This is a genomic window from Paraburkholderia sp. Clong3 (genome assembly GCF_050436485.1).
Classification (GTDB): Bacteria; Pseudomonadota; Gammaproteobacteria; order Burkholderiales; family Burkholderiaceae; genus Paraburkholderia; species Paraburkholderia tuberum.
In genome coordinates this window covers 68,400-92,108 of sequence record NZ_JBNDMH010000002.1, presented here as the reverse complement: position 1 = coordinate 92,108, position 23,709 = coordinate 68,400, and the positions used below count along the sequence as shown (strand labels likewise).

Genomic DNA, 23,709 nt, shown 5'->3' with positions numbered 1-23,709 from the left:
GGAGTCAACCATGACTGAAGACGTACGGATGGAGCGCGACACGTTCGGCGAAATCGCGGTGCCGAACGCCCGCCTGTGGGGCGCGCAGACGCAGCGCTCGCTGCAGAACTTCAAGATTTCGACGGAAAAGCAGTCGCCCGAGCTGATCACCGCGCTCGCGGTGATCAAGCGCGCGGCCGCCGAGGTCAACCTCGGCCTCGGTGTGCTCGACGAGCAGAAGGCCCGCGCGATCATGCAGGCGGCCGACGAGATCATCGACGGCAAGCATCCGGACGAATTTCCGCTGGCGGTCTGGCAGACCGGCTCGGGCACGCAGACCAACATGAACCTGAACGAGGTGATCGCCAACCGCGCGAGCGAGCTGCTCGGCGGCGAGCGCGGCGAAGCGCGCAAGGTGCATCCGAACGATGACGTGAATCGCGGGCAGTCGTCGAACGACGTGTTTCCGACCGCGATGCACGTGGCTGCCGCGGATGCCATCGTCAAGCATCTGCTGCCCGCGCTGAAGACGTTGCGCGACACGCTCGACGGCAAGGCGAAAGCGTTCACCGACGTCGTCAAGATCGGCCGCACGCACCTGCAGGACGCGACGCCGCTCACGCTCGGCCAGGAATTCTCGGGCTATGTCGCGCAGCTCGAGCATGGCATCCGGCACGTCGAGTCGGCGTTGCCGCATCTGTACGAGCTTGCGCAGGGCGGCACCGCGGTCGGCACGGGACTGAACGCGCACCCGAAGTTCGCCGACGGCGTCGCCGCCGCGATCGGCAAGCTGACCGGTCTGCCGTTCGTGTCGGCGCCGAACAAGTTCGAGGTGATGGCAGCCGCCGACGCGCTGGTATTCGCGCACGGCGCGCTCAAAACGGTGGCCGCGAGCCTGAACAAGATCGCCAACGACATCCGCTGGCTCGCGAGCGGCCCACGCTGCGGTCTCGGCGAGCTGTCGATCCCCGAAAACGAGCCGGGCAGCTCGATCATGCCGGGCAAGGTCAATCCGACCCAGTCCGAAGCATTGACGATGCTGTGCGCGCAGGTGTTCGGCAACGACGTCGCCGTGAACATCGGCGGCGCGAGCGGCAACTTCGAGCTCAATGTGTTCCGTCCGATGATCGCGCACAACGTGCTGCAGTCGGTGCGCCTGCTCGCCGACGGCGCGCACAGCTTCAACGACAACTGCGCGGCCGGCATCGAGCCGAATCACGAGCGCATCGATACCTTGCTCAACGAATCGCTGATGCTGGTGACGGCGCTCAATCCGCACATCGGCTACGACAAGGCCGCGCAGATCGCGAAAAAGGCGCACAAGGAAGGCACGACGCTGAAGGCGTCGGCGCTGGCGCTCGGCTATGTCACCGAGCAGCAGTTCGACGAGTGGGTGCGACCGAAGGATATGGTCGGACGCACCGCATGATGATGCGCTGCGCTTAGATCTTTCCCTGCGCGACTTCTTCCGGCTTCAGCTCGACGATCGCGTCGAGCGCTTCCTTCACGTCCATCGCGTACCTGGCGAGGCGTTTCTGCTCCTCGGTCTCGGGCAGGAAGGCGGACACCGGCACCGGATGGCCGTTCTCGTTGACGGCGACCATGACGACGAGACAGTCGGTGGTCTGCAGCAGTTCGCCGCCCTTCGGGTCGCCCGCGTGCACCGACACGTGGATGTGCATGCTGGTGCGGCCCGTCGCGACGACGCGCGCGCGCAGCTCGACCAGATTGCCGACGAGGATCGGCCGACGGAAACGGATATTGCCGACGCTGACCGTCACGCAATAGCGCCCAGACCATACCGCCGCGCATGCGTAGGCGGTTTCGTCGATCCACTTCATCAGCGCGCCGCCATGCACCTTGCCGCCGAAGTTGACCGAGGTCGGCTCGGCGAGAAAGCGGAAGGTGGTTTCCGAACGGTCCAGCGGTGCGGTGGGAACAGTGCTCATCTTGACTCCGGTCAATCGGATGCATTGAAAGGAGACGATTATACGAGCGCAATATTGCGCGCGGCGCGGCGTCGATTGGGGACGCGGCGCGAAGCGCGCCGATGGGCCGAGGGTGGGCCTAGTTGTGGACGCTGATCCCTGTGTCGACGGTACCGTACATGTTGATGCTGCCGCTGCCGGCCGACCCCGAGCCGGCTCCGCCCCCCGCGCAGGCGCTGGACAGCAGAACCGCCGCGGCGACGGCGAGAAGAGTTTTCATCACATCGATTTCCTGCAAGGACAGGCTTCGATTCTAGCCTGGTGGCTCGCGACGACGCGCAAACGCGGACCGAGCCGGACACGTCCGTCGCATTGATTGTTCACGCGAAGCTGAAACATCGAATACCCGATGCGCGTAGAGTAGGAATCGTGGCGGCGGGCTTTGCGATTGGACCGCGCTGCCCTGTGCCGCCCATTCAGGAGACGCGCCATGACCGCCCCCCTCTTAGACGACCAGAACCACTTCCCCGGCCTGAGCCGCATCGGCGCGCTACTCGCCGATCCCGGCCGCGCCGCGATGCTGTGGGCGCTAATGGACGGTAGCGCCCGCCCAGCCGGCGAACTGACGATGATCGCGGGGCTGTCGCCATCGGCGGCGAGCGCCCATCTCGGACGGCTCACCGACGGCGGGCTGCTCGCGCTCGAAGTGCGCGGCCGACATCGCTATTTCCGTATCGCGTCGGCGGACATCGCCGCATCGATCGAAGCACTCGCCAACGTCGCGCAGGTCAGCGCGCCACAGCGCTGCGTGCCGCGTCCGGCACGCACCGTGCCGCTAGAAATGCGCTATGCGCGCACCTGTTACGACCACATGGCAGGCGAGCTGTCGGTGCGCATGTTCGAGCGCATGCTCGAGCGCGGACTGCTGACGCAAGACGGCGCATCGCTCGAAGCGACCGCGCAGGGCGTCGCCCGCTTCGCCGACTGGGGCATCGACATGGCCGCGCAGAAGACCCGACGGCGGCGCTTCGCTTGCACCTGCCTCGACTGGAGCATGCGCCGACCGCATCTGGGCGGCGCGCTCGGCGCGGCGTTGCTCGATGCGTGGTCGGCGCAGGGCTGGGTCGAGCGGACCGAGCGACCGCGCGTGCTGCGCGTCACGCCGGCCGGCCATCAACAATTCGATGCGTTTCTGGCCGGATAGACCGTTCACCTGCCGGCGGCCCGACGCCGCGAGACCTTTTGTTACACGCCAGTGAATCCACCTTACAAATGAGCGATTCTTGAAACATAGGCGGCAAGTACAGTGACTGAACGGACCGGCCCATTGCCACGTCCGTCGGAGATCAGTCATGACACACGCCAAGCAGCCCGTGCAGCATGCCGGGATCCGACGCCGGATGAGCGGCTATACGCTGATCGCGGCCGCCGTCGTCGCGCTCGCGACGCAGAGCGCCCTGGCGCAGCAAGCGACACCCGCGCCACAAGCCGCGGCGGCCGTCGGGCCGGGCGGCGATCCGTCGGGCGGCGATCCGTCGGGCGGCGATCCGTCGGGCGGCGATCCGCCGGGGCGCATCGCCCGGCTGAACTACACGGCCGGCGCCGTGACCACCGAGCCCGCCGGCGCGACCGACTGGTCGTACGCGCAGATCAACCGGCCGCTGACGACCGGCGACCAGCTATGGAACGACCAGAACGCACGCTCCGAGCTGCACATCGGCTCGACCGCGGTGCGCCTCGGCCAGAACACGAGCCTCGACGTGCTCAATCTCGACGACACGACCGCGCAACTGAAAGTCGCGCAAGGCACGCTATCGACGCGCGTGCGCGAGCTCGCGCCGGGCTCGTCGTATGAAATCGACACGCCGAACCTTGCGCTCGGCGTAAATGGTCCCGGCGACTACCGCGTCGACGTCGCGCCGGACGGCAGCAGCACGACCGTCACCGTGCGCAGCGGCAGCGCGATCGCGTACGGCGACGGCGGCCAGGTGCCGGTCGCGGCGGGTCAGCAGATCCGCTTTGCCGGCACCAGCCTGCAGCAGCTCGCCGACAACCGCGCGCCCGCTGTCGACGAACTCGACCAGTGGGCCGCCAGCCGCGACGCCACCGAAGACCGCTCGCTGTCGGCGCGCTACGTGTCGCGCGACATCCCCGGCTACGAGGACCTCGATGCCAACGGCACATGGCGCGAGACGCCGCAGTACGGCGAAGTGTGGGTGCCGAACGCGACGCCGGCCGGCTGGGCGCCGTATCACGACGGCCACTGGGTCTGGCAGGCGCCGTGGGGCTGGACCTGGGTCGACGACCAACCTTGGGGCTTCGCGCCGTACCACTACGGCCGCTGGGCCGAGGTCGACGGCACGTGGGCCTGGGTGCCAGGTCCGCTCGAAGCGGACGCGGCGCCGGTCTATGCGCCGGCGCTGGTCGCATTCGTCGGCGACGACGACGGCGGTGTCGACTGGGGTGTGAACCTGGCGGTCGGCGGGGTCATCGCGGCGGGCGTCGCGTGGTTTCCGCTCGGGCCGGGCGAGCGGTGGCATCCGCATTGGGGCGCTCACGACCGCTGGAGCGCTGGGTACTACAACCGCGTGAACCGCACGACGATCGTCAACGACTACCGCCGCAACGTGAACATCCACAACACATACGTGAACTATCGCGTGCCGGGCGGTGTGACAGCCGTGCCGGCGACAGCGTTCGTGCACGGTCAGCCAGTCCGACGCTTTTCGCAGAAGGTCGATCCGGCGCAGTGGCGCAACGCGCGGATCAACCCGGGCGCACCGGGGATCGCGCCGGTGCGAGAAAGCTTCGGGTCGGATCTGCGGCGCGCGAACTACCGGCCACCGGCGAGCGTCGTCGGCCGGCCGGTCGTCGCGACTCGCAATCCCGTCATGCCGGCCGCTTACCACGACGAACTCGCGCAGCGCTTCGCGCAAAGCGGCGGTCGGGTGCCCGGCGGCGGCCAGCCGGTCGTGCGCACCGCTGTGCCGGCGCATATGACCGGCGCACCGAGCGCGCTGCCGATGGCGAATGTGCGGGTCGTGCAATCGCATGTGCCGGGACGTCCGCCGGGGATGGCCGCGGGTGCGCCTGGCGCGCCTGGCGCAATGGGCGGTAACGGCCCGCATGGCGTCGAGCAGGCTGGCCAGCGGCCCGGCGAAGCCGGCGTCGTGGGGCCGCATGGCGAAGCGCCGCAAGCGCGTCAGGGCATGCCGCCGCAGATGGTCGGCAAGCCGCGTCCGCCGCAGCCTGGCGAGAGTGGGCTCGCGGGCAATATGGGCCATCCGTCGAATGGTGTGCCGCGGCCGCCGCAAGCAGCCGGTGGGAATTCAGCCAACGCGGCGGCGTACGCACGGCAGCGCGGCGCGCCGCAGGAATGGGGCGCGGTCGGCAGGTCTCAGCCGGCATGGACGCAGCCGCATACCCCGATGGCGCAGCAGGCACCGCGCATGGCGCAACCGGGCGGCCCGCAACAGCCGAGCTTCGCGCAACAGGCCGGTATGTCCCACCCGCCGGACAACCCGGCCGCGCAGCAACAGGCGCGTGTGCCAAACCGGCATCCGCCTGTGACGCAACAGGCGCCGCGCGCCGTCCCGCCGCAGCAACCGCGTCCCGAACCACAAATGCAGCAGGCGCAACAGCCGCGTGTCGAACCGCGTCCGCAGCCGATGCCGCAAGCCCCTCGGCCCGAACCGCAGTTCCAGCAGGCGCAGCAGCCGCATTTCGAACCGCGTTCACAGCCGATGCCGCAAGCCCGGCCCGAGCCGCGTCCGCAGATGCAGCAGCCACGCCCCGAACCGCGGCCCCAGCAGGTGCAGCAGCCACGTCCGCAATCCCAGCCGCAACCGCAACATGCCGAGCAGCACCAGGGCGGCGGCAATCGCGACGAGCATCACAAGAGCTGAGCAGAGCTGAGCAGGACGCCTGCCGTCCCGGCAACAATAAAGCCCCGCGATGCAAACCATCGCGGGGCTTCTGTTATTCGACGACGACGAGAGCGAGCGCTACCGCCCCGCTCCCACCGACATCAGATCGCCATCGGCGCCGTCAGCGGCTCGTGATGCCGATAGCCGACCAGAGAGAAATCCGCAGGCTCGATCGTCTCGAGCCATTCCGGCTCGTACACGCCGGTCTTCGCGTAGTCGGGCACGCGATCGGAAATCGCGAGCCGCGGACTCTCGTACGGCTCGCGCTCGAGCTGCTGGTGCAGCATATCGAGCTGATTCTCGTAAATATGCGCATCGCCGATGAAATAGCTGAACCAGCGCGGCGTATAGCCCGTCAGCCGTCCGACCAGATGCAGCAGCGCCGCGCCCTCGGTCAGATTGAAGGGCGTGCCAAGCCCGACGTCGTTGCTGCGGATATACAGGCACAGCGAAATTTCGCGGCGCGTAACGTTCGGCAGAAACTGGTACAGCAGATGGCAAGCCGGTAGTGCGATCTGGTCGAGCACGGCTGGGTTCCAGGCATGGAACAGAATGCGTCGATCGGCGGGATTCTGCATGATCGTGTCGAGACACTGGCGCAGCTGGTCGATCGCCTTGTAAAGCAGCACCTTCGAGCGGCCTTCTTCGTCGAACTGTGTGATCACGCGAAAACCGCGCGCCTGCGCGTCAGCGAGTTGCGCACTTGCGCTGGCGTCGAGCACCTTGTACGCCGGCCACTTGCGCCATTGCACGCCGTAGACATCACCGAGATCATCCGGGCCCTCGCGATACGGATTGGCGAGCCACTGTGCGTTCTGATTCGCGTTCCCGTCCCACACCTTGCAGCCGAGCTCGCGGAAATCCGCGGCGCTGCGCGAAGCACGCAGAAACCCGACCAGCTCGCCGATCGCCGACTTGAACGCGAGCTTCTTCGTCGTGACCGCTGGAAAGCCTTGTTGCAGATCAAAGCGCAGCATCGCGCCGGGCATGCTGATGGTGCGGATGCCGGTGCGGTTCTCCTGCCACGTGCCGGTGTCGAGAATCGTACGGACGAGGTCCAGGTATTGTTTCATGCAGTTTCCTTCGGCGCGGCGCGAACCCGATCAGGCGCGCACACGGAATTGAGCAAAACCCGATTCTAACAAGCGCGACCGCACGCCGCCGGGGCATGGCGCGCCGCATGGGGAATATCGAGGGAAATATCAGACGGAAAGGAAAACACCGCGGTACGCGATATACGGGCGGCAAACACGTGCATGCAAAAGTGCTTCGACGCGACGCTTGGCCGATGGGCGTCGCTGCGCCCGGAAGGCACAGTCAATCCGTCCGAACCGGCACAGCCCGAGACCCCCGGCGACGCGCCAGACCTTCACATGCCACGTCGCCCGTCTCGCCGCTCGCCCGCGCCGCCTACAGATGCTGCACCGACGCCGGCAAATCGCCGTGCGGCGGCGCCATCGGCTCGGCTTCCATATGACGCATGCCGTGCGAGCACAGCAGCCGGTACAGCGTTACTCGCGAGATGCCAAGTTCCTGCGCCGCGTCTCCGAGCCGCCCGCGATGCCGCAGCAACGCAAGCTCGATCGCCTGACGCTCGGCCGCTTCGCGCGCCTGCGCGAGCGACACCGGCACGATCTCGACGTATTCGGCAAGTTCGAGGTCGCGCGCGGTGATCGCGCGTCCCTCCGACATCACGATCGCGCGCCGCACCCGATTGATCAGTTCGCGCACGTTGCCGGGCCAGCCGTAGTTATGCAGCGCGGCGATCGCGTCGGGCGCGAAGCCACGCAGGCGGCGGCTCGCATCCTTCTTGAAACGTTCGAGCATGTGCCGCGCGAGCAGTTCGATGTCCTTGCCGCGCGCGCGCAGCGGCGGCTCGTCGATCTGCAGCACGCAGAGGCGGTGATAGAGGTCGGAACGGAAGCGCCCTTCGATCATCGCCGCGGTCATGTCCACGTGCGTGGCCGAAATGATGCGCACGTCGACGTCGATCGCGCCATGGCCGCCGAGCCGCTCGACCTTGCGCTCCTGCAGGAAGCGCAACAGGCTCGCCTGGCTTTCGAGCGGCAGATCACCGATTTCGTCGAGAAACAGCGTGCCGCCGTTGGCCGCCTCAACCCGGCCGATCTTGCGCTGGTTCGCGCCGGTGAACGCACCGCGCTCATAGCCGAACAGCTCCGATTGCAGAAGATGCGGCGGGATCGCACCGCAATTGATCGGCACGAACGGCGCGTTGCGCCGCGCCGAGCGTTCATGAATGGCGACTGCCGTCAGCTCCTTGCCGGTACCCGATTCCCCGGAGATGAACACCGGCGCGTCGGTCATCGCGACCTTGCGGATCGAGCGGAACAGCGCGAGCATCGCGTCGCACGAGCCGACCATCTCGCCCTCGGCGCCTTGCGAGCCGTCGTGCGACGCCGTTTCGCTCAGCGAGATCATGCCGTACGCATGACCGACCGAGTCGACAATACGGTCGCCAGAAGACGGCACCGTCACGTAATCAAAACAGTAGTCGCGCACGAGCCGGCGCAACGCGGCGTCCTGGAGTTGGCCAGGCGTAGTGGCAGCGACCCAGCCGACGTTCGGCATGGTCAAACAGGATTCAAAAGCAGCGATTTCGTGCGGCTGGAAATCACTGGACAGATCGAGCAGGCCACCAGCAGCCGAGCCGGTGCGCACTGCCCGGCGCGCATCGCGCGCCGATCCCACGACTTCGACATGCCAGCCACGCTGCATAAAACGCGTATTCAGTTCCGCGCTCGGGTCACGCGAAACGTAAATCAGTTGCCGCGTTGCGGGTTCCATTATTCAGATCCTCTCGCCAACGAACGTTAAGGACGACGCATGCACCTGAAATTGCGGTTCAGACACGCTGACTCGTCCAGGATTCGCGAATCGCAAAACCCGAACGGCCATTCCATTCCGTGCGGACAGCTGATCCCCAAGAAAGCGGCGTGTGTGTTCGAGACGGCCCGATATGGGCCTTTTTTAAATCTGAAGCTGTTTTCGAGAGCTTACTATACGCGCGCCGCTTCGAAAACAATTATGCGAATTTAATCGATTGACCCGTTGCCCATCAAGGCTTAGCGGCCGATCGCGATTTATTCAGCCGACAAATAAAACATTAGTGGAAGCGCTTTTCGTGGCGTTCTCGCGACAGTATTTCGTACGTCGCGGATTAACGAATTACAGGTATTTTCTGCTGATCCGTTTCAGGGCTGCAACGTTTTTTCCCGATTTGGAACGCATTAGTCGTGTTTGCGCTGGTTGGCGCCAGACGTATCAATGGATTGCGAGCGATGGCACACGTTTCGCTAATTGGCGTGCACCAGGGAGACACATCATGCGACTCGCATTCCGCATCGATCTGATAAGCCGCCGCGCACCATACTTCGCGATCTGCGCAGCTCTCGCGTTCAGCGCCCTGCCGGCGAGTGCCGGCACTCCGACAGCGCAAGCCGCCCCGGCGCGATTCGCCACGCTGACGGATTCCAGCGATGCCGCCGACCCCGCCTCCGCCAGCCTGCAAGCCACCGCGCCGGTTGCCGCGGAGGACGACAGCCAGATTGCCGCCAACCCGTCGAGCCCGGCTGCCGATGCTGCATCCATGAACGATATTTCGCTCGACGACCAGATGCTGTCGCGGCAACGCGGCGGCGCGGTCGGCATGTTGATGGTCGCCGCGACGCCCCGGTTGATGCAAAGCGGCGGCAACCAGGTGACGTTGTGGGACGAGATCGCGCCACCCTCGCCGCTGCCGGTGCCCGTCGATGCCGCGCGCGCCGCCCAGGGCAACGTCGCGACCTACCAGCGCAAGTAAGCAGGACGAAGCCACGAACAGACGGCAAATAACCAGGCACAGTGACGCGCCCCACGACGGCGGGACACAGGCAACAAGAGAGAAGGGACCGGGACATGAGTACGAACCAACAGACGCCGCACGCCCTCGGGCTGCCGGCAGCGTCGTTCAGCAACGCTCCGGTCTTGCCGCGCGCCGCTTCGGCCGGCACCGCCCTTCTCGCCAGTGTCCTCGTCACCGCCTGCTTCACGAGCCATGCCTATGCCGAGCAGGTTGCCAATCCGGGCGACCTCGTCGTCGAGCGCAGCGTCACGCCGCGCGACGCGTTCGTCCCCGTGCCGCGCGACCAGGACCCGGTCGCCGTGCGCGCCACCACGTTCCCGGCCAACTCGTTCGATCCGACGATCGCGACGCTCGTGGGCGACACCGATCTGACGAACGCGCACGGCTCGAACGGCGTCGCCGCCGGCGGCGTACTCGGCGGCACCGGCATGCAGGCCGTCACGCAGATCCTCTCCGGCAAGGCGACCGGCAACACGATCCCGCTGAACTCGGGCGGCATCGGCGGACCGGCGACGGGCGTAGGCGGCACGATCAGCTCGTCGGTGACGGGCGCGCTCGCGCCGCTATCGAACGTGCTCGGCGGCACGCTCGGAGGTCTGAAATGAGCACACGTCTGCGCCCCTCGCAGCGCTCGCGGCAAATCGCTGCGGCACGCCCGGCCCTGCGCGTCTGCGCGTGCCTGTGCATGGGCGTCGCTGCGTTCGTCGCCGGCGCGGCTCACGCGCAGGCGCAAGCGGTGCCCATCGTCGGCGCCATCGCGACGATCGGCACCGGCGCGGGCATGGGCGCGACGGGCGCGCTCACGGTCAACGAAACGGCTGGCCTCGACAACGCGCAGGCCAACCAGATCACGGTGACGAACGGCGCCGCGGTCGGCAACGCGAACGCGAGCGTGCAAAGCGCGTCGGTGGCCGCGAACGTGCCGCGCGCGCAAGCGTCGATCGAAGCCAATGCGTTTTCGAACACATCCGGCGCGGTGCTGGTGAACCAGTCGGCCGGAGCAGGGAATCTGCAGCGCAACAGCACCCAGATCGGGACTGCGGCGCTCGGAGTCGAGACCGTCTCGGATGGGGAGCTATCCGCGACGGCCCCGAAAAACGGCAGTCCGGGGCAGTCGAACGCGATTCACGGCGTGCGCGAGGCAAGCATTTCCAGCGATGCATTGCGCAACGCGAACGGAATCGTGCAAATCAACCAGGCAGCCGGCGCCGGTAATGCCACGGCAAACAGTTTTGTGCTCCGTCCCCCGGCGGGCACTTTTTTTAACTGACCACACTTAAGTATCGGAGCGAATCATGAAGCGCACTCTTATTGCCACGGCCGTTCTCGTTGCCGCGTCCGGCAGCGTGCTTGCCGCGCCGCAGAAGGCCTACCTGTTCAATACGACGGTCGTCGGCGAGATGGTCGGCGTCGAAGGTCTGGTCGGACTGTTTGGCTGCGTGCACGTCTCCAGCACGGCTAACGCGGTGATCAACAACAATCAGACCGTCAACGTGAATGCGACGCTCGATCCGCAGGCGCAGACCTACACCAGCGGCAACGTGACCACGACCCTGAACAACAGCAGAACGTCGGTCAGGGGCGGCGGCTCGGCATTCGCGTTCACGACGCAAAACCATACGTCGTCGAGCTCGGGCTCGCAGGGCTTCGAAGCCTCCGGCGGCTATGCGTACGGCAGCCAGAGCGCGAGCGTGACGAGCGGCGGCTATGAAACCAGCCAGCAGGCAGCCGGCATCGCGGGCAGCTTCTCGCACACAAGTCAGAACTCGGGCGGCCATCTGTCGGCCGGCGGCTCGATCGGCGGCAGCTACAGCTATCAGGACCACAACACGTTCTCGCACGGCAGCGGCTCGTTCAGCGCCCGCGGCGGCCTGCAGGCCGGTTATCGCGAATCGAGCTACGCGAACTCGTCGGGCGTCGCCGGCGGCTTCGAAGCGAGCGAAGCGTCCGGGCAAAGCCGTTCATGGGGCTTCAGGGCGAGCGAAGGCTCCGGCTATGCGATGGTCGGCGAGCAATCGTCGGGCTACTCGCGCAGCCGCTCGTCGTCGAGCGACTCGTATGGCGCCGCCTGGGGCATCGACGCAGGCATGTCGACGACCGACGTGACGACGCGCGGCTCGATCACGCAGCACATCAACAACGAAGCTGCCGCCACGCTGAATGCAACCACCGGCACCAACGCAGCCAGCAACGTGTCGGGCAACCTCGGCATCAACATCGCGGAAGGCATCGACAACGCGCAGAGCAACGACGTGTCGCTCGCCTCGGTCGACGTCGGCAACGTGTTCGGCAACGCGCAGGCCTTCAACGTGCAGTCCTCGGGCGGCAGCGCAACGATCCACAACTTCAATCTGAACGCGTCGGTCGGCAACGGGTCGCTGTCGGGTGTGACGGGCAACGTCGGTGTGAACATCGCTTCCGGTATCGGCAACGCGCAGGACAACGCGCTTGCCGGCGCCGTGACGACGACCTCGCCGGGCAAGGCGCTGACCACCGCGATGGATGCGACGGACGACAACTCGCAATCCGCGACGATGGCCGTCCACGGGCAATTCCAGGGCACCGCGAGTCTGGGTGCCGATACGCTGAAAGGCGCCTCCGGAAACATCGGCGTGAACATCGCCGGCGGCGCGGGCAACTTGCAGCACAACGGCCTTGCCATCGCGGCGCTGAACAGCGGCAAATAAGCCGACGACGCGGCGAGCGCGGGCAAGCAGAAGAAGCACAAAGCAGTCGGAGGGGCGCGCCGGCAGCCATCGAAGCTGCCGGCGCGGATCGGGCAGGAGACCAGCATGACCGGGTTCAAGGGGTTCCCGGCGCTACCGTTCGTCGTAGCGCTGGCAGGGTGCGTGCTGTGCGCGGATCACGCCGCCGCACAGTCGAGCATCGACACGTCCACGTTCGCCGGCGTGCCGTTGACGAAGACGGTCCGTTCGATGAAGGACCTGCGCTACAACCACATCGTCAATCAGCAATTCGATTACAGCTGCGGCGCCGCGGCGCTCGCCACCCTCCTCAAGTACGGCTACGGCATCGATATTCCGGAAACCGAACTGATTCGCCGGATGATGGTCTTTTCAACCCCCGAAGTCGTCGTCAAGAACGGCTTCTCGATGCTCGACATGAAGCACTTCGTCGAGACCATCGGGCTGCGCGGCCGCGGCTTTCGCGTCAACGTCGAAGCGCTCCACCATCTTCAGATCCCCGTGATGGTCCTGATGAACATCGACGGCTACGAGCATTTCGTGATCGTCAAGCATGCGCAGGACGGCCGCGTGTTCATCGCGGACCCGGCGCTCGGCAATCGCATCGTGCTCGAAGAGGACTTCGCGAAGACCTGGAACGGTCTCGTGTTCGCGGTCCTCGGCAAACCCTTCAGGGAGGATTCACCACTGTTGCAGGACAACGAGTCGCTCGCGCTGAAGCTGCGCGCCGCTGCGCTGGCAGCCGGCACCGCCGCGACTCCCTTTTTCGAGTACGGCTTGAACAAGGCAGACATGTTCTGATCCCGCCATGAAGTCACACTTCACACAGCTTGGGTTCGTGCTCTGCGCCGTCGCCTGCGGCGCAGGCGGCCTCGCCCACGCTTCGGAGGGCGCCGCCTCGCCACCGGCTCCCGAACTTTCGATACCGCCCGAGCCAGGCGCCGCGCCCCTGCGGGTGCAACTCGTCGGCGACGACGTGCTCGCGACCCAGACCGGCAAATACGCCGGCGCGACGATGATCTCCGGCTTCGTGCTGAACGTCATTTCGCAATGGCAGTTGCCCAACGGCGCGAGCGCGCTCGCCCAGGGATCGCTGAGCGCGGTGCAGAACGGCGGCGGCCAGCTCACGAGCTCCGTCAGCACGTTCGCCAGCGTGAGCGGCGGCGCGCACGGCCAACCAGGCGATTCGGGCGCCAACCCGAATGCCCAGGCGCGCGGCGGCCAGAGTGTCGGCGTCAATGGCGTGTCGCAGGTCACCCAGGTCGCGGGCGATCGAAACAGCGGCACCAACGCCGCGCTAATCGACTTCAACAACAGCGCCGTGACGCTGACGGGCTCCGCCAACGCGCCGTCGGCATCGGCCAGCAATTCGACCGGCTCCGTGAAAGCCGGCATTTCGTTCGGCAGCAACGGCGTGAACGTGGCGCTGCAGACACCCGCTGGGCTCGCCACCCAGACCATCGCGCCGAGCAACGGGCAGATTGCCCAATTGCTGCAGATTGCAGGCAATAACCAGCAAGTCGCCAACGCCCTGCAACTGCATCTGCAAACCCAGCAGATGTCGGCTTCGATGCTTCGTCAGTTAGGCGTACTGCAGGCACTGCAAAACAGGAGATGACGAAGCGGGCCGCCACCCGCCAGTTGCAGCAAAAGCAGTAAAGAAACGGCCGCGCAGTCAGCACCGCGTGGCCGGACCACCGGGGGAGCAAAAATGAAAAAAGTGTCATCGACCAGGGCACCGCGCATGGCTCTCGCGGCCATTCCGGCCGCCGTCATGCTGTGGGCTCTTTCTCAGACGGCGAGCGCGCAGGCGCTCGCCGGTCAATCCGTGGAGGACCGTCTGAACACGCTGATGCGCGTCGTCGACGAGCAGCAGCGGCAGATCCATTCGCTCGAACGGCAGGTCACCGAACTCGAGATGGCGCAGCGCGGACGCGGCGTGCCGGGCGCCGGCGCCCCCGCGGGCAGCGACACGGTGGCCGAGCAGCCCGGCGCCGACGGCCTGCCGGTGCCGCTGCCGCCGCTCGCGCAGATCGCGCCCGGCGCGCCCGCGCCGGCGGGCACCACCGGCACCGCGACCGGCGTGCCGGTCAATCCGCCGACGCCGGACGGCAGCAATGCAGGCAACGCCAGCGCCGGCGGCCTGCCCGCCGCCACGGACGGCAGCGGCGCGGTCGGCCGGACCCAGCGCGCGAATGAACCGGTGCGCACCCAGGCCGAGCAGGCGGTCGTGCAACGCGAGCATGCGCCGCTCTTCGACCACAAGCTGACGATGGACTTCGGCATCAGCGACACCTACTACGACCGTCGCCAGTTGCAGTTGTCGGGCTTCCTCGCGCTCGACGCGATTTTCCTCGGCAACATCAACCTCGGCCAGACCAAGTCGCACCAGGTAATGGCGGACCTCGACACGCGCTACGGCGTGTCCGACCGCATCAATGTCGACGTCGACGTACCGTACCTGTATCGGCGCAGCACCTTCATCGTCGGCGGCGCGGGCGGCGCGGCGAGCACGCTGTCGGACGCGACGGTGTCGAGTCACGACATCGGCGACGTGAACTTCGGCCTCTACTACCAGTTCGTCAGGGAAACCAATGCCTTGCCGGACGTGGTCGGCAGTCTGCGCGTGAAGGCGCCGACCGGCAGCTCGCCGTTCGGCGAAAAAGTCGTGCAGGTCGACGCGGACAACACCAACCTCGTCGCGCCGACCAGACTGCCGACCGGCACCGGCTTCTGGAACATCACGGCGGGTCTGTCGGTGCTGAAGACCTACGACCCGGTCGTGCTGTTCGGCAGCGTTTCCTATACCTACAACCTCGCGCGTTCGTTCGCGGACATCTCGTCGGTGCAGGGACAAACCGAACCGGCGACGGTCAAGCTCGGCGACATCGTGCAGTTCGGCGGAGGCGTCGCGCTCGCGTTCTCCGACAAGGATTCGGCCAGCGTGTCGTTCACGATGGCGCTCGAACCCGCGTCGCAGACCAAATCGCCGGGCGGCAGCTATCAGAAGGTGCCGGGCAGCGAAACCACGGCCGCGGCGATGAATTTTGGCCTGAACCACGTCGTGAACAAGCATCTGACCATCAACGGCTCGGTATCGATCGGACTCACACCCGACGCGCCGAACTTCGTGGTCGGCATGCGCTTTCCGTACACCTTCTGACGTGCCAACGATACGAGGTCGAACGTGCGTGAATCACCTCATCTGAACAGTGTGGCTTCCGTCGCGGCAGCGGGATCGCATCTGTCGCTCGCGGTGCCGAAGCAGCGCGCCGCCGTGTCGTCCGCTGGGTCCGCGGCGGCGCCGGGCGTTCTCCCACCGGCAAGCAACGAAGCCGGCGGCCCGGCGAGCGCCGCGGTGCGCGGCGTCGAGCGACAGTTGCTGTACGTCGCGCGCACGCCCGACGAAACGCTGATCGCGCATCTGCAAAGCCGCGGCTGGCAGGTCGCGGCGGCGCGCTCGGCACACGAACTCGGGCGACTCGTGAAACCTGACATCGCATGCGCGGGGATCGTCGATCTGGCGAGCTTCGCGCCGCGCGACATCGGCGGACTCGAGGCGAGCCTGCGTCAGCAGCAGATCGGCTGGATCGCGCTGGCGACCAACGAGCGGCTCGACGATCCGCTCGTGCGACGCCTCGTGCGCCACTACTGCTTCGACTTCGTGAAGCTGCCCGTCGCGCACGCGACGATCGACTATCTGGCCGCGCCACGCGTTCGGCATGGTCGCGCTGTGCGACCCGGAACTTCCGCCGCCCGTCAGCGAAGCGGGCGACGAGGAAATGGTCGGCACCTGCGAGGCGATGCAACAGCTTTTTCGCACGATCCGCAAGGTCGCGAACACCGACGCGAGCGTGTTCATCGCGGGCGAATCGGGCACTGGCAAGGAGCTGACCGCGCTCGCGATCCACGAGCGCTCGCCGCGCCGCAAGGCGCCCTTCACGCCGATCAACTGCGGCGCGATCCCGCATCATCTTCTTCAATCCGAACTGTTCGGCTACGAGCGCGGCGCCTTTACCGGCGCGAATCAGCGCAAGATCGGCCGCGTCGAGGCGGCAGACGGCGGCACGCTGTTTCTCGACGAGATCGGCGATCTGCCGCTCGAAAGCCAGGCGAGCCTGCTGCGCTTTCTGCAGGAAGGCAAGATCGAGCGGCTCGGCGGACGCGAATCGATTCCGGTCGACGTGCGCATCATCTCGGCGACCCACGTCGATCTCGACGGCGCGATGCGCGAGGGCCAGTTCCGTGCGGATCTGTTTCATCGCCTGTGCGTGCTGCGCGTCGATGAGCCGCCGCTGCGCGCGCGGGGGCGGGACATCGAGATTCTCGCGTACCACATGCTGCACAAGTTCAAGACCGACAACGCGCGCAAGATTCGCGGCTTCACGCCGTCGGCGATCGAGGCGCTCTACAACTACAACTGGCCCGGCAACGTGCGCGAGCTGATCAACCGCGTGCGCCGCGCGATCGTGATGGCCGAGAACAAGCTGATCTCGGCCGACGACCTCGACCTCGCGGGCTACACCGGGCAGGAAAGCATGACGCTCACGCAGGTGCGCGAGGCTGCCGAGAAGCGCGCGATCGAGGCCGCGCTGCTGCGCCATCGGCACCGGTTGAACGAGGCGGCGGTGGATCTGAACATTTCCCGCGTGACGCTGTATCGGCTGATGGGCGTGCACGGCTTGCGCGAACCGGGCAGCGCCGACGACAAGGGAGCGCTCCCCGCGGACGGGCCGGCGCGGGCGTGAGCGGCGGGTACGCGTCGGTGTGGATCGACGGCTCGGGTAGAATCGCCCGGTTACCCTCCTCTTTCCATTCGATGACGACGCTCACCCTGATCGTCGCTCGCGCCAGCAACGGCGTGATCGGCCGAGACAACCAGTTACCCTGGCGACTGCCCGAAGACCTCAAATTCTTCAAGCGCACGACGATGGGCGCGCCCATCATCATGGGCCGCAAAACGCATGAATCGATCGGCCGGCCACTGCCGGGACGCCGCAACATCGTCGTCACGCGCGATGCCTCGCGGCGCTTTCAGGGCTGCGACACCGCGACCAATCTCGACGAAGCGCTCGCGCTCGCCGCGCAGGACCAGGCGCCGCAGGCGTTTCTGATCGGCGGCGCAGAGCTCTACGACGAAGGGCTGCGCCATGCGGACAAGCTGATCGTCACCGAAATCGCCGCCGACTTCGACGGCGACGCGACCTTCCCCGCGATCGACCCGCAGGTGTGGGAAGAAATCGCGCGCGAAGCGCATCACTCGAATGCGCCCAACGACTTCGATTACGCATTCGTCACGTATCAGCGCAAGGACGTCTGACGGCGCGCGCCGCGCAAGCGATAAAAAACGCCACGCAACGTTCAGTTGCGTGGCGTTTTCGTTTGATACGGGGCTGCGCTGGAACTCGCCGTGCGGCTTACTGCCCCGCGATCGTCATCCGCTCGATCAGCACCGAGCCGGTCTGCTTGGTGCCGCGCGTGATCGTATCCGCGCCGACCGCGACGATATGGCGGAACATCTCCTGCAGCGTGCTCGCGACCGTGATTTCCTCGACCGGATACTGGATCTTGCCGTTCTCGACCCAGAAACCCGACGCGCCGCGCGAGTAGTCGCCGGTCACGTAATTGACGCCCTGCCCCATCAGTTCGGTCAGCAGCAGACCCGTGCCGAGCTTCTTCAGCATCGCCTCGAAGTCGTCCTCGGGGCGCGTGTTCGAACTGAGCAGCGACAGGTTGTGCGAGCCGCCCGCGTTGCCGGTGGTCTTCATGCCGAGCTTGCGCGCCGAGTAGGTGGACAGGAAGTAGCCCTCGACGACGCCGTCCTTCACGACCGGGCGCTGGCGCGTGCGCACGCCTTCCTCGTCGAACGGCGCGCTGCCCATCGCGCGCGCGACGTGCGGGTCTTCGACCACCTGCACGTGCGGCGCGAACACCGGCTTGCCGAGGCTGTCGACCAGAAACGAAGTCTTGCGATACAGCGCGCCGCCGCTCGTCGCCTGCACGAATGCGCCGAGCAGGCCCGCCGCGAGCGGCGCCTCGAACAGCACCGGCACCTTGCGCGTGTCGAGGCCGCGCGCGCCGATGCGCGCGAGCGCGCGCTGCGCCGCGTAACGACCGACCGCTTCGGGATCGGCGAGTTCGTCGGCGCTGCGCGTCGACGTGTACCAGTCGTCGCGCTGCATGTTGCGGCCGCTGCCGGCGATCGGCGCGCACGCGACGTAGTGGCGCGAATACGGATAGCCGGCGAGGAAGCCGCGCGAGGTCGCCAGCACGAACTGCGAGTGCTGTGCCGACACGCTCGCGCCTTCCGAGTTCTTGATCTGCGGATCGGTCGCGAACGCGGCGTCTTCGGCGCGGCGCGCGATTTCGACCGCTTCGTCGGCGGACAGATTCCACGGGTGGTACAGATCGAGGTCGCGCGGCGCGGTTTCGAGCAGCTCCGCTTCGGCGAGGCCCGCGCAATTGTCTTCGGCGGTGAAGCGCGCGATGTTGTAGGCGGCCGCGACCGTGTCCTTCAATGCCTGCGGCGAGAAGTCCGAGGTGCTCGCGTTACCGCGTTTGTTGCCGATGAACACCGTCACACCGACCATCTTGTCGCGGTTGTGCTCGATCGTCTCGACTTCGCCGCGCCGTACCGAGACGGACAGGCCGTCGCCTTCGGAGATTTCGGTCGCGGCGTCGGTGCCGCCGAGCGCCTTCGCGTGACGAAGGATGTCCGAGGCGATTTCCTTCAGCTCATCCTGGGTATGCGGAAAAAAGCGCTGCTTGACGTCCATGTCTGCTGCCATTGTGGTTGCCGTCCTGTTGGGGCCGCGCGGCCCGGATATGCGCACCGTATTCGGCGCGGGCGCGCGGGTGCGGGATAAATGCATCCCGCGATCATAGCAAGGTACGCGCCGCCGCGGGTCGGGCCGGCGCGGCAAGTTACAATACCGGCATGACACGCAAAACCCGCATTCAACCGATCGAATCCGTCGTCACGGAAGTCGACGAAAACGGCTACGATCGTCCGAGCAAGTCCCAGGTCAAACGCGAAATGCAGGCGTTGCAGGATCTTGGCTTGGAACTCGTCGCGCTGCCGAAAGACGCGCTCAAGCGCATGCCGATGCCCGAAAAGCTCGACGAAGCCGTGCGCGAAGCGCGCCGCATCACCGACCACGAAGGCAAGCGCCGCCAGATCCAGTACGTCGGCCGCGTGATGCGCTCGCTGCTCGACACCGAAACCGCCGCGCTGCGCACCGCGCTCGACACCTACAAGGGCATCAACAAGTCGGAGACGGCGAAGCTCCATTGGATCGAGCGCACCCGCGAAAAGCTGCTGGCCGACGACGCCGCGCTGACCGAGTTCATCCGCCAGCACCCGAGCGCCGACCCGCAGCAGGGCCGCACGCTGATCCGCAACGCGCGCAAGGAAGCGGAGCAGAGCAAGCCGCCGCGCTACTTCCGCGAGTTGTTCCAGTGGATCAAGAGCGCGACCGGCACCGACGACGAAGCGCAAGACGCGCACGACCCCAACCTCGCCGCGGAAGACGACGATGACGACCGCGACGCCTGATCAACGTAAGCAACGTCAGCACCCCGACGAAATCGTGATCGGCCTCGTGTCGATCAGCGACCGCGCGTCGACGGGCGTATACGAGGACAAGGGCATTCCGGGGCTGCAGGAGTGGCTCGGCGCGGCCTTGAGCTCGCCATGGCAGGTGGTCACGCGGCTGATCGCCGACGACGCGCCGACCATCTCGGCGACGCTGATCGAGCTGGTCGACGAAGTGGGCTGCGATCTGGTGCTGACGACCGGGGGCACCGGACCGTCGCGCCGCGACGTGACGCCCGAGGCGACGCTCGCTGTCGCGACCAGGGAGATGCCCGGCTTCGGCGAGCAGATGCGGCAGATCAGCCTGAATTTCGTGCCGACCGCGATCCTGTCGCGCCAGGTCGCGGTGATCCGCGAAACCGAACGACACGCCGCGCTGATCATCAACCTGCCCGGCCAGCCGAAATCGATCAGGGAAACGCTGGAAGGCCTGCGCGATGACGGCATAGTCAAGGTGCCAGGGATTTTCGCGGCGGTGCCGTACTGCATCGACCTGATCGGCGGCCCTTACGTAGAAACGAACGTCGACGTGGTCAAGGCGTTCCGGCCGAAAAGCGCGCAACGCGCGCCGCGGCAAGACTGAGGTTCGAGGTTCGGGGCCTGCCCGTGCAAGCCCGCGCTTTACTGAGCGCTCGCGGCGACGTCCGGCGCCGACGGCACGAGGAAATGCTCGCGGTAGTACTTCAGCTCGTCGATCGACTCGTGGATATCGGCCAGCGCCGTATGCATCGCGCGCTTCTGGAAGCCCTTGTAGATGACCGGCTGCCAGCGCCGGCACAGCTCCTTCAGCGTGCTCACGTCGAGGTTGCGGTAGTGGAAGAAGCTCTCCAGATCCGGCATCCAGCGCGCCATGAAGCGGCGGTCCTGGCAGATCGAGTTGCCGCACATCGGCGACTTGCCGGGCGGCACGTACTGGCCGAGGAACTCGCGGATTTGCGCGGTCGCGTCGGCCTCGCTGACAGTCGACGCCTTCACGCGATCGATCAGCCCCGAGCGGCCATGCGTGTTCTGGTTCCACTCGTCCATCTTCGCGAGCGATTCATCGCTCTGATGAATCGCGAGCACCGGACCTTCGACCATCCTGTCGAGCGTCGAATTCGTCACCACCACCGCGATCTCGATGATGCGGTCGGTGTCGGGCTCGAGCCCGGTCATTTCCATGTCCAGCCAGACGAGATTCATGTCGCTGCGCACGAGCGGCGGCTGTTCGGTGGATGCGAGGATGTCAGTCATGAAGGCAACCCTGAGGGCCGCGCGGCGGGCTTAGCTGGAAACCCGCGCGGCGCGGCATGTGTTCGTTTGAAATCGATTCGCGCGGTTCGAGCCGGGCCGGCCGCGCCAAAGCGCCGCCCTGAACTGCTACCCGGAGCTCTTGCGTTGAACCGTCACGTTAAACCGTATCTCCGCCGCGAGGCGGGAAGAAACATATAATTCTCGCATAGATACCACGGAATCCCCGGATGCCTACCCTGTACTTCACCGCCCTGTTCGTCGTCGCCGTCGTCGCGATGGTCGGCACCAAACTCTGGCTCGCGTCGCGGCAGATCCGCTTCGTCGTCGCGCATCGCGAACAGGTGCCGAGCCAGTTCGCGAACACCATCGCGCTCACCGCGCATCAGCGCGCGGCCGACTACACGGTCGAGCGCACGCGGCTCGCGATGGTCGAGATCGTCGTCGGCGCGGCCGTGCTGATCTGGCTCACGCTGCTCGGCGGCGTGCAGATGCTCGATCTCGCGATCTCCGACTGGCTCGGCCGCGGCTACGTCGGTCAGATCGCGCTGGTTGCCGCTGTGATCGCGATCACGAGCGCGATCGACCTGCCGTTCGATTACTACCGGCAGTTCGTCGTCGAGCAACGCTTCGGCTTCAATCGCATGAGCAAAAGCCTGTTCTTTTTCGACCGTCTGAAGGGCGCGCTGCTCGGCATCGCGTTCGGCCTGCCGTTGTTGTTCGTCGTGCTGTGGCTGATGAACCGCGCGGGCAACCTGTGGTGGCTGTGGGCATGGGTCGTGTGGGTCGCGTTCCAGATGTTCGGCCTGCTGATTTTCCCGACCTTCATCGCGCCGCTCTTCAACAAGTTCGAGCCGCTGAAGGATGAAGCGCTCGTGACCCGCATCGAGGCGCTGATGAAGCGCTGCGGCTTTGCCGCGAAGGGCCTGTTCGTGATGGACGGCAGCCGCCGTTCGGCGCACGGCAACGCGTACTTCACCGGCTTCGGCGCGAGCAAGCGCATCGTGTTTTTCGACACGCTGCTCGCGCGCCTGTCGGGCCGCGAGATCGAAGCGGTGCTCGCGCACGAGCTCGGCCACTTCAAGCGTCGTCACGTGATGAAGCGCATGCTGGTCACGTTCGCGATCAGCCTCGCGATGCTCGCGCTGCTCGGCTGGCTGACGCAATGCGTGTGGTTCTACGAAGGGCTCGGCGTGCGGCCGTCGCTCGTCGGCGGCAATAGCGGACTCGCGCTCGTGCTGTTCTTCCTCGCGCTGCCCGTGTTCATGTTCTTCGTCACGCCGCTGGGCAGTCTCAGCTCGCGCAAGCACGAGTTCGAAGCCGACGCGTTCGCGGCGACGCAAACCGACGCGCACGATCTCGTCAACGCGCTCGTCAAGCTGTACGAGGACAACGCGTCGACGCTGACGCCCGATCCGATCTACACCGCGTTCTACTATTCGCATCCGCCGGCCTCGCAGCGGATCGACCGACTGCTGCAGCACGCATGAGCGGCCGCGCTCCGAAGAAGGCGGCGCGCGGCGCGTCGGCCACCGCATCCGGCATGCACGGCACGCGCACGGGCGGCCTCGTAGTGGCCGCGCACGGCCGCCACTATCTGGTCGCTCCTGAAGACGGCGGCGCGTTGCTGCAATGTTTCCCACGCGGCAAGCGCAGCGAGGTCGCGGTCGGCGATCGCGTGATCTATGAGCCGACCTCGGCGGATCAAGGCGTGATCGTCGAGATCGGCGAGCGGCGCAATCTGCTGTATCGCTCGGATCAGTACAAGTCGAAGCTGTTCGCCGCGAACCTCGACCAGTTGCTGATCGTGCTCGCCACCGAGCCGCATTTCAGCGAGGATCTGCTCGGCCGCGCGCTCGTCGCCGCCGAGGCGAACGAATTGAAGCCGCTGATCGTGCTGAACAAGATCGACGTCACCGATGCTCTGGACGGCGCGCGCAAGCGGCTCGAGCCGTATCGCGCGCTCGGCTATCCGGTGCTCGAAGCGTCGATCCGGATGCAGCCCGAGGCGGCACGCGCCACGCTGACCGAACATCTGGATGGTCACGCGACGCTGCTGCTCGGCCAGTCCGGCATGGGCAAATCGACGCTCGTGAACCTGCTGATTCCCGATGCCGAAGTCGCGACGCGCGAGATCTCGACCGCGTTGAACAGCGGGCGCCATACCACGACGTTCACGCGTCTTTATCCGCTGCCGCGGTCGGAGGGCACGACCGGCGTGAATGGCGTCAACGGCGCGGCCGGCGCGCTGATCGACTCGCCGGGCTTTCAGGAATTCGGCCTGCATCACCTGACCGAAGGCCGGCTCGAACGCGCGTTCCCCGAGTTCCGGCCGCTACTGCCAAACTGCCGTTTCTATAACTGCCATCATTTGCACGAGCCTGGCTGCGCGATCCTCCAAGCGGTCGCCGACGGGCGCATCCGCCGCGAACGGCATGCGCTTTATGCGCAGCTCGTGCACGAGGCGAGCCAGATTGTCCGCTGA

At 66.4% G+C, this 23,709-nt stretch carries 21 protein-coding genes and 1 pseudogene; 16 read left to right on the top strand and 6 right to left on the bottom strand.

The window, feature by feature from the left end:
* The first annotated feature begins 10 nt into the window (after positions 1-10).
* Positions 11-1,408 (top strand): class II fumarate hydratase, encoded by a 1,398-nt coding sequence (fumC, locus tag OKW30_RS04735; protein ID WP_184073786.1) that lies wholly within the window; start codon positions 11-13, stop codon positions 1,406-1,408.
* Between the two features lie 13 nt (positions 1,409-1,421).
* On the opposite strand, the gene OKW30_RS04730 is transcribed toward fumC, so the two are convergent.
* Positions 1,422-1,928, bottom strand: coding sequence for an acyl-CoA thioesterase (locus tag OKW30_RS04730; RefSeq protein ID WP_184073788.1), 507 nt, complete (start codon positions 1,926-1,928; stop codon positions 1,422-1,424).
* A gap of 118 nt (positions 1,929-2,046) precedes the next feature.
* Positions 2,047-2,187 (bottom strand): hypothetical protein, encoded by a 141-nt coding sequence (locus OKW30_RS04725; protein ID WP_167368602.1) that lies wholly within the window; start codon positions 2,185-2,187, stop codon positions 2,047-2,049.
* Positions 2,188-2,397: 210 nt separating this feature from the next.
* On the opposite strand from OKW30_RS04725, the gene OKW30_RS04720 reads away from it, so the two are divergent.
* Together OKW30_RS04720 and OKW30_RS04715 are read left to right on the top strand one after the other, a co-directional pair.
* Positions 2,398-3,111, top strand: coding sequence for an ArsR/SmtB family transcription factor (locus OKW30_RS04720; protein ID WP_184027858.1), 714 nt, complete (start codon positions 2,398-2,400; stop codon positions 3,109-3,111).
* 148 nt (positions 3,112-3,259) lie between these two features.
* A complete protein-coding gene (locus OKW30_RS04715) occupies positions 3,260-5,812 on the top strand; it encodes a DUF6600 domain-containing protein (RefSeq protein WP_429346131.1) in 2,553 nt (850 codons plus the stop codon).
* 122 nt (positions 5,813-5,934) lie between these two features.
* Here the strand turns inward: OKW30_RS04715 and OKW30_RS04710 are convergent, their stop codons facing one another.
* Positions 5,935-6,906 carry a thymidylate synthase gene (locus OKW30_RS04710; protein WP_090801238.1) on the bottom strand — a complete coding sequence of 324 codons (972 nt, stop codon included), beginning with the start codon at positions 6,904-6,906 and terminating at the stop codon, positions 5,935-5,937.
* A 337-nt stretch (positions 6,907-7,243) separates the two neighbouring features.
* Entirely contained in the window at positions 7,244-8,638 is a 1,395-nt protein-coding gene (locus OKW30_RS04705) for a sigma-54 dependent transcriptional regulator (protein WP_184073796.1), read from the bottom strand.
* A gap of 538 nt (positions 8,639-9,176) precedes the next feature.
* On the opposite strand from OKW30_RS04705, the gene OKW30_RS04700 reads away from it, so the two are divergent.
* The 9 genes and pseudogenes from OKW30_RS04700 (at position 9,177) to OKW30_RS04660 (ending at position 17,720) form a co-directional block, all read left to right on the top strand.
* Positions 9,177-9,653: a hypothetical protein gene (locus OKW30_RS04700; RefSeq protein ID WP_184073839.1), complete on the top strand. Its 477-nt coding sequence runs from the start codon at positions 9,177-9,179 to the stop codon at positions 9,651-9,653.
* A 95-nt stretch (positions 9,654-9,748) separates the two neighbouring features.
* The gene (locus OKW30_RS04695; RefSeq protein WP_184027849.1) at positions 9,749-10,300 is read left to right on the top strand and encodes a hypothetical protein; all 552 of its coding nucleotides are present in this window, start codon (positions 9,749-9,751) and stop codon (positions 10,298-10,300) included.
* The gene (locus OKW30_RS04690) at positions 10,297-10,965 is read left to right on the top strand and encodes a hypothetical protein (RefSeq protein ID WP_429346130.1); all 669 of its coding nucleotides are present in this window, start codon (positions 10,297-10,299) and stop codon (positions 10,963-10,965) included. The genes OKW30_RS04695 and OKW30_RS04690 overlap by 4 nt, the downstream gene beginning before the upstream one ends.
* A gap of 25 nt (positions 10,966-10,990) precedes the next feature.
* A complete protein-coding gene (locus OKW30_RS04685) occupies positions 10,991-12,382 on the top strand; it encodes a hypothetical protein (protein WP_429346129.1) in 1,392 nt (463 codons plus the stop codon).
* 105 nt (positions 12,383-12,487) lie between these two features.
* Entirely contained in the window at positions 12,488-13,201 is a 714-nt protein-coding gene (locus tag OKW30_RS04680; RefSeq protein WP_429346128.1) for a C39 family peptidase, read from the top strand.
* Between the two features lie 7 nt (positions 13,202-13,208).
* Positions 13,209-14,018 (top strand): peptidase C39, encoded by an 810-nt coding sequence (locus OKW30_RS04675; RefSeq protein ID WP_187627949.1) that lies wholly within the window; start codon positions 13,209-13,211, stop codon positions 14,016-14,018.
* 93 nt (positions 14,019-14,111) lie between these two features.
* Positions 14,112-15,563 carry a hypothetical protein gene (locus OKW30_RS04670; protein WP_429346127.1) on the top strand — a complete coding sequence of 484 codons (1,452 nt, stop codon included), beginning with the start codon at positions 14,112-14,114 and terminating at the stop codon, positions 15,561-15,563.
* Between the two features lie 24 nt (positions 15,564-15,587).
* A pseudogene (locus tag OKW30_RS04665) lies at positions 15,588-17,148 on the top strand (sigma 54-interacting transcriptional regulator).
* Between the two features lie 71 nt (positions 17,149-17,219).
* Entirely contained in the window at positions 17,220-17,720 is a 501-nt protein-coding gene (locus OKW30_RS04660; RefSeq protein WP_018421333.1) for a dihydrofolate reductase, read from the top strand.
* A gap of 97 nt (positions 17,721-17,817) precedes the next feature.
* On the opposite strand, the gene pmbA is transcribed toward OKW30_RS04660, so the two are convergent.
* Positions 17,818-19,188, bottom strand: a complete 1,371-nt coding sequence (pmbA, locus tag OKW30_RS04655) for a metalloprotease PmbA (protein WP_187627946.1) — start codon at positions 19,186-19,188, stop codon at positions 17,818-17,820.
* Positions 19,189-19,337: 149 nt separating this feature from the next.
* On the opposite strand from pmbA, the gene yjgA reads away from it, so the two are divergent.
* Together yjgA and mog are read left to right on the top strand one after the other, a co-directional pair.
* Positions 19,338-19,955 (top strand): ribosome biogenesis factor YjgA, encoded by a 618-nt coding sequence (gene yjgA, locus OKW30_RS04650; RefSeq protein ID WP_429346126.1) that lies wholly within the window; start codon positions 19,338-19,340, stop codon positions 19,953-19,955.
* Entirely contained in the window at positions 19,936-20,577 is a 642-nt protein-coding gene (mog, locus tag OKW30_RS04645; protein ID WP_429346125.1) for a molybdopterin adenylyltransferase, read from the top strand. The genes yjgA and mog overlap by 20 nt, the downstream gene beginning before the upstream one ends.
* 38 nt (positions 20,578-20,615) lie before the next feature.
* Here the strand turns inward: mog and orn are convergent, their stop codons facing one another.
* The gene (orn, locus tag OKW30_RS04640) at positions 20,616-21,227 is read right to left on the bottom strand and encodes an oligoribonuclease (RefSeq protein WP_429346124.1); all 612 of its coding nucleotides are present in this window, start codon (positions 21,225-21,227) and stop codon (positions 20,616-20,618) included.
* Positions 21,228-21,454: 227 nt separating this feature from the next.
* On the opposite strand from orn, the gene OKW30_RS04635 reads away from it, so the two are divergent.
* Complete coding sequence (locus OKW30_RS04635; RefSeq protein ID WP_090801268.1) at positions 21,455-22,714, top strand: M48 family metallopeptidase; 1,260 nt, start codon at positions 21,455-21,457, stop codon at positions 22,712-22,714.
* The gene (gene rsgA, locus OKW30_RS04630; RefSeq protein ID WP_429346123.1) at positions 22,711-23,709 is read left to right on the top strand and encodes a ribosome small subunit-dependent GTPase A; all 999 of its coding nucleotides are present in this window, start codon (positions 22,711-22,713) and stop codon (positions 23,707-23,709) included. The genes OKW30_RS04635 and rsgA overlap by 4 nt, the downstream gene beginning before the upstream one ends.

Excerpts from the sequence above, each read along its gene's own strand:
- fumC (WP_184073786.1), top strand. The coding sequence starts at position 11 with ATGACTGAAGACGTACGGATGGAGCGCGACACGTTCGGCGAAATCGCG.
- OKW30_RS04730 (WP_184073788.1), bottom strand. The coding sequence starts at position 1,928 with ATGAGCACTGTTCCCACCGCACCGCTGGACCGTTCGGAAACCACCTTC.
- OKW30_RS04725 (WP_167368602.1), bottom strand. The coding sequence starts at position 2,187 with ATGAAAACTCTTCTCGCCGTCGCCGCGGCGGTTCTGCTGTCCAGCGCC.
- OKW30_RS04720 (WP_184027858.1), top strand. The coding sequence starts at position 2,398 with ATGACCGCCCCCCTCTTAGACGACCAGAACCACTTCCCCGGCCTGAGC.
- OKW30_RS04715 (WP_429346131.1), top strand. The coding sequence starts at position 3,260 with ATGACACACGCCAAGCAGCCCGTGCAGCATGCCGGGATCCGACGCCGG.
- OKW30_RS04710 (WP_090801238.1), bottom strand. The coding sequence starts at position 6,906 with ATGAAACAATACCTGGACCTCGTCCGTACGATTCTCGACACCGGCACG.
- OKW30_RS04705 (WP_184073796.1), bottom strand. The coding sequence starts at position 8,638 with ATGGAACCCGCAACGCGGCAACTGATTTACGTTTCGCGTGACCCGAGC.
- OKW30_RS04700 (WP_184073839.1), top strand. The coding sequence starts at position 9,177 with ATGCGACTCGCATTCCGCATCGATCTGATAAGCCGCCGCGCACCATAC.
- OKW30_RS04695 (WP_184027849.1), top strand. The coding sequence starts at position 9,749 with ATGAGTACGAACCAACAGACGCCGCACGCCCTCGGGCTGCCGGCAGCG.
- OKW30_RS04690 (WP_429346130.1), top strand. The coding sequence starts at position 10,297 with ATGAGCACACGTCTGCGCCCCTCGCAGCGCTCGCGGCAAATCGCTGCG.
- OKW30_RS04685 (WP_429346129.1), top strand. The coding sequence starts at position 10,991 with ATGAAGCGCACTCTTATTGCCACGGCCGTTCTCGTTGCCGCGTCCGGC.
- OKW30_RS04680 (WP_429346128.1), top strand. The coding sequence starts at position 12,488 with ATGACCGGGTTCAAGGGGTTCCCGGCGCTACCGTTCGTCGTAGCGCTG.
- OKW30_RS04675 (WP_187627949.1), top strand. The coding sequence starts at position 13,209 with ATGAAGTCACACTTCACACAGCTTGGGTTCGTGCTCTGCGCCGTCGCC.
- OKW30_RS04670 (WP_429346127.1), top strand. The coding sequence starts at position 14,112 with ATGAAAAAAGTGTCATCGACCAGGGCACCGCGCATGGCTCTCGCGGCC.
- OKW30_RS04660 (WP_018421333.1), top strand. The coding sequence starts at position 17,220 with ATGACGACGCTCACCCTGATCGTCGCTCGCGCCAGCAACGGCGTGATC.
- pmbA (WP_187627946.1), bottom strand. The coding sequence starts at position 19,188 with ATGGCAGCAGACATGGACGTCAAGCAGCGCTTTTTTCCGCATACCCAG.
- yjgA (WP_429346126.1), top strand. The coding sequence starts at position 19,338 with ATGACACGCAAAACCCGCATTCAACCGATCGAATCCGTCGTCACGGAA.
- mog (WP_429346125.1), top strand. The coding sequence starts at position 19,936 with ATGACGACCGCGACGCCTGATCAACGTAAGCAACGTCAGCACCCCGAC.
- orn (WP_429346124.1), bottom strand. The coding sequence starts at position 21,227 with ATGACTGACATCCTCGCATCCACCGAACAGCCGCCGCTCGTGCGCAGC.
- OKW30_RS04635 (WP_090801268.1), top strand. The coding sequence starts at position 21,455 with ATGCCTACCCTGTACTTCACCGCCCTGTTCGTCGTCGCCGTCGTCGCG.
- rsgA (WP_429346123.1), top strand. The coding sequence starts at position 22,711 with ATGAGCGGCCGCGCTCCGAAGAAGGCGGCGCGCGGCGCGTCGGCCACC.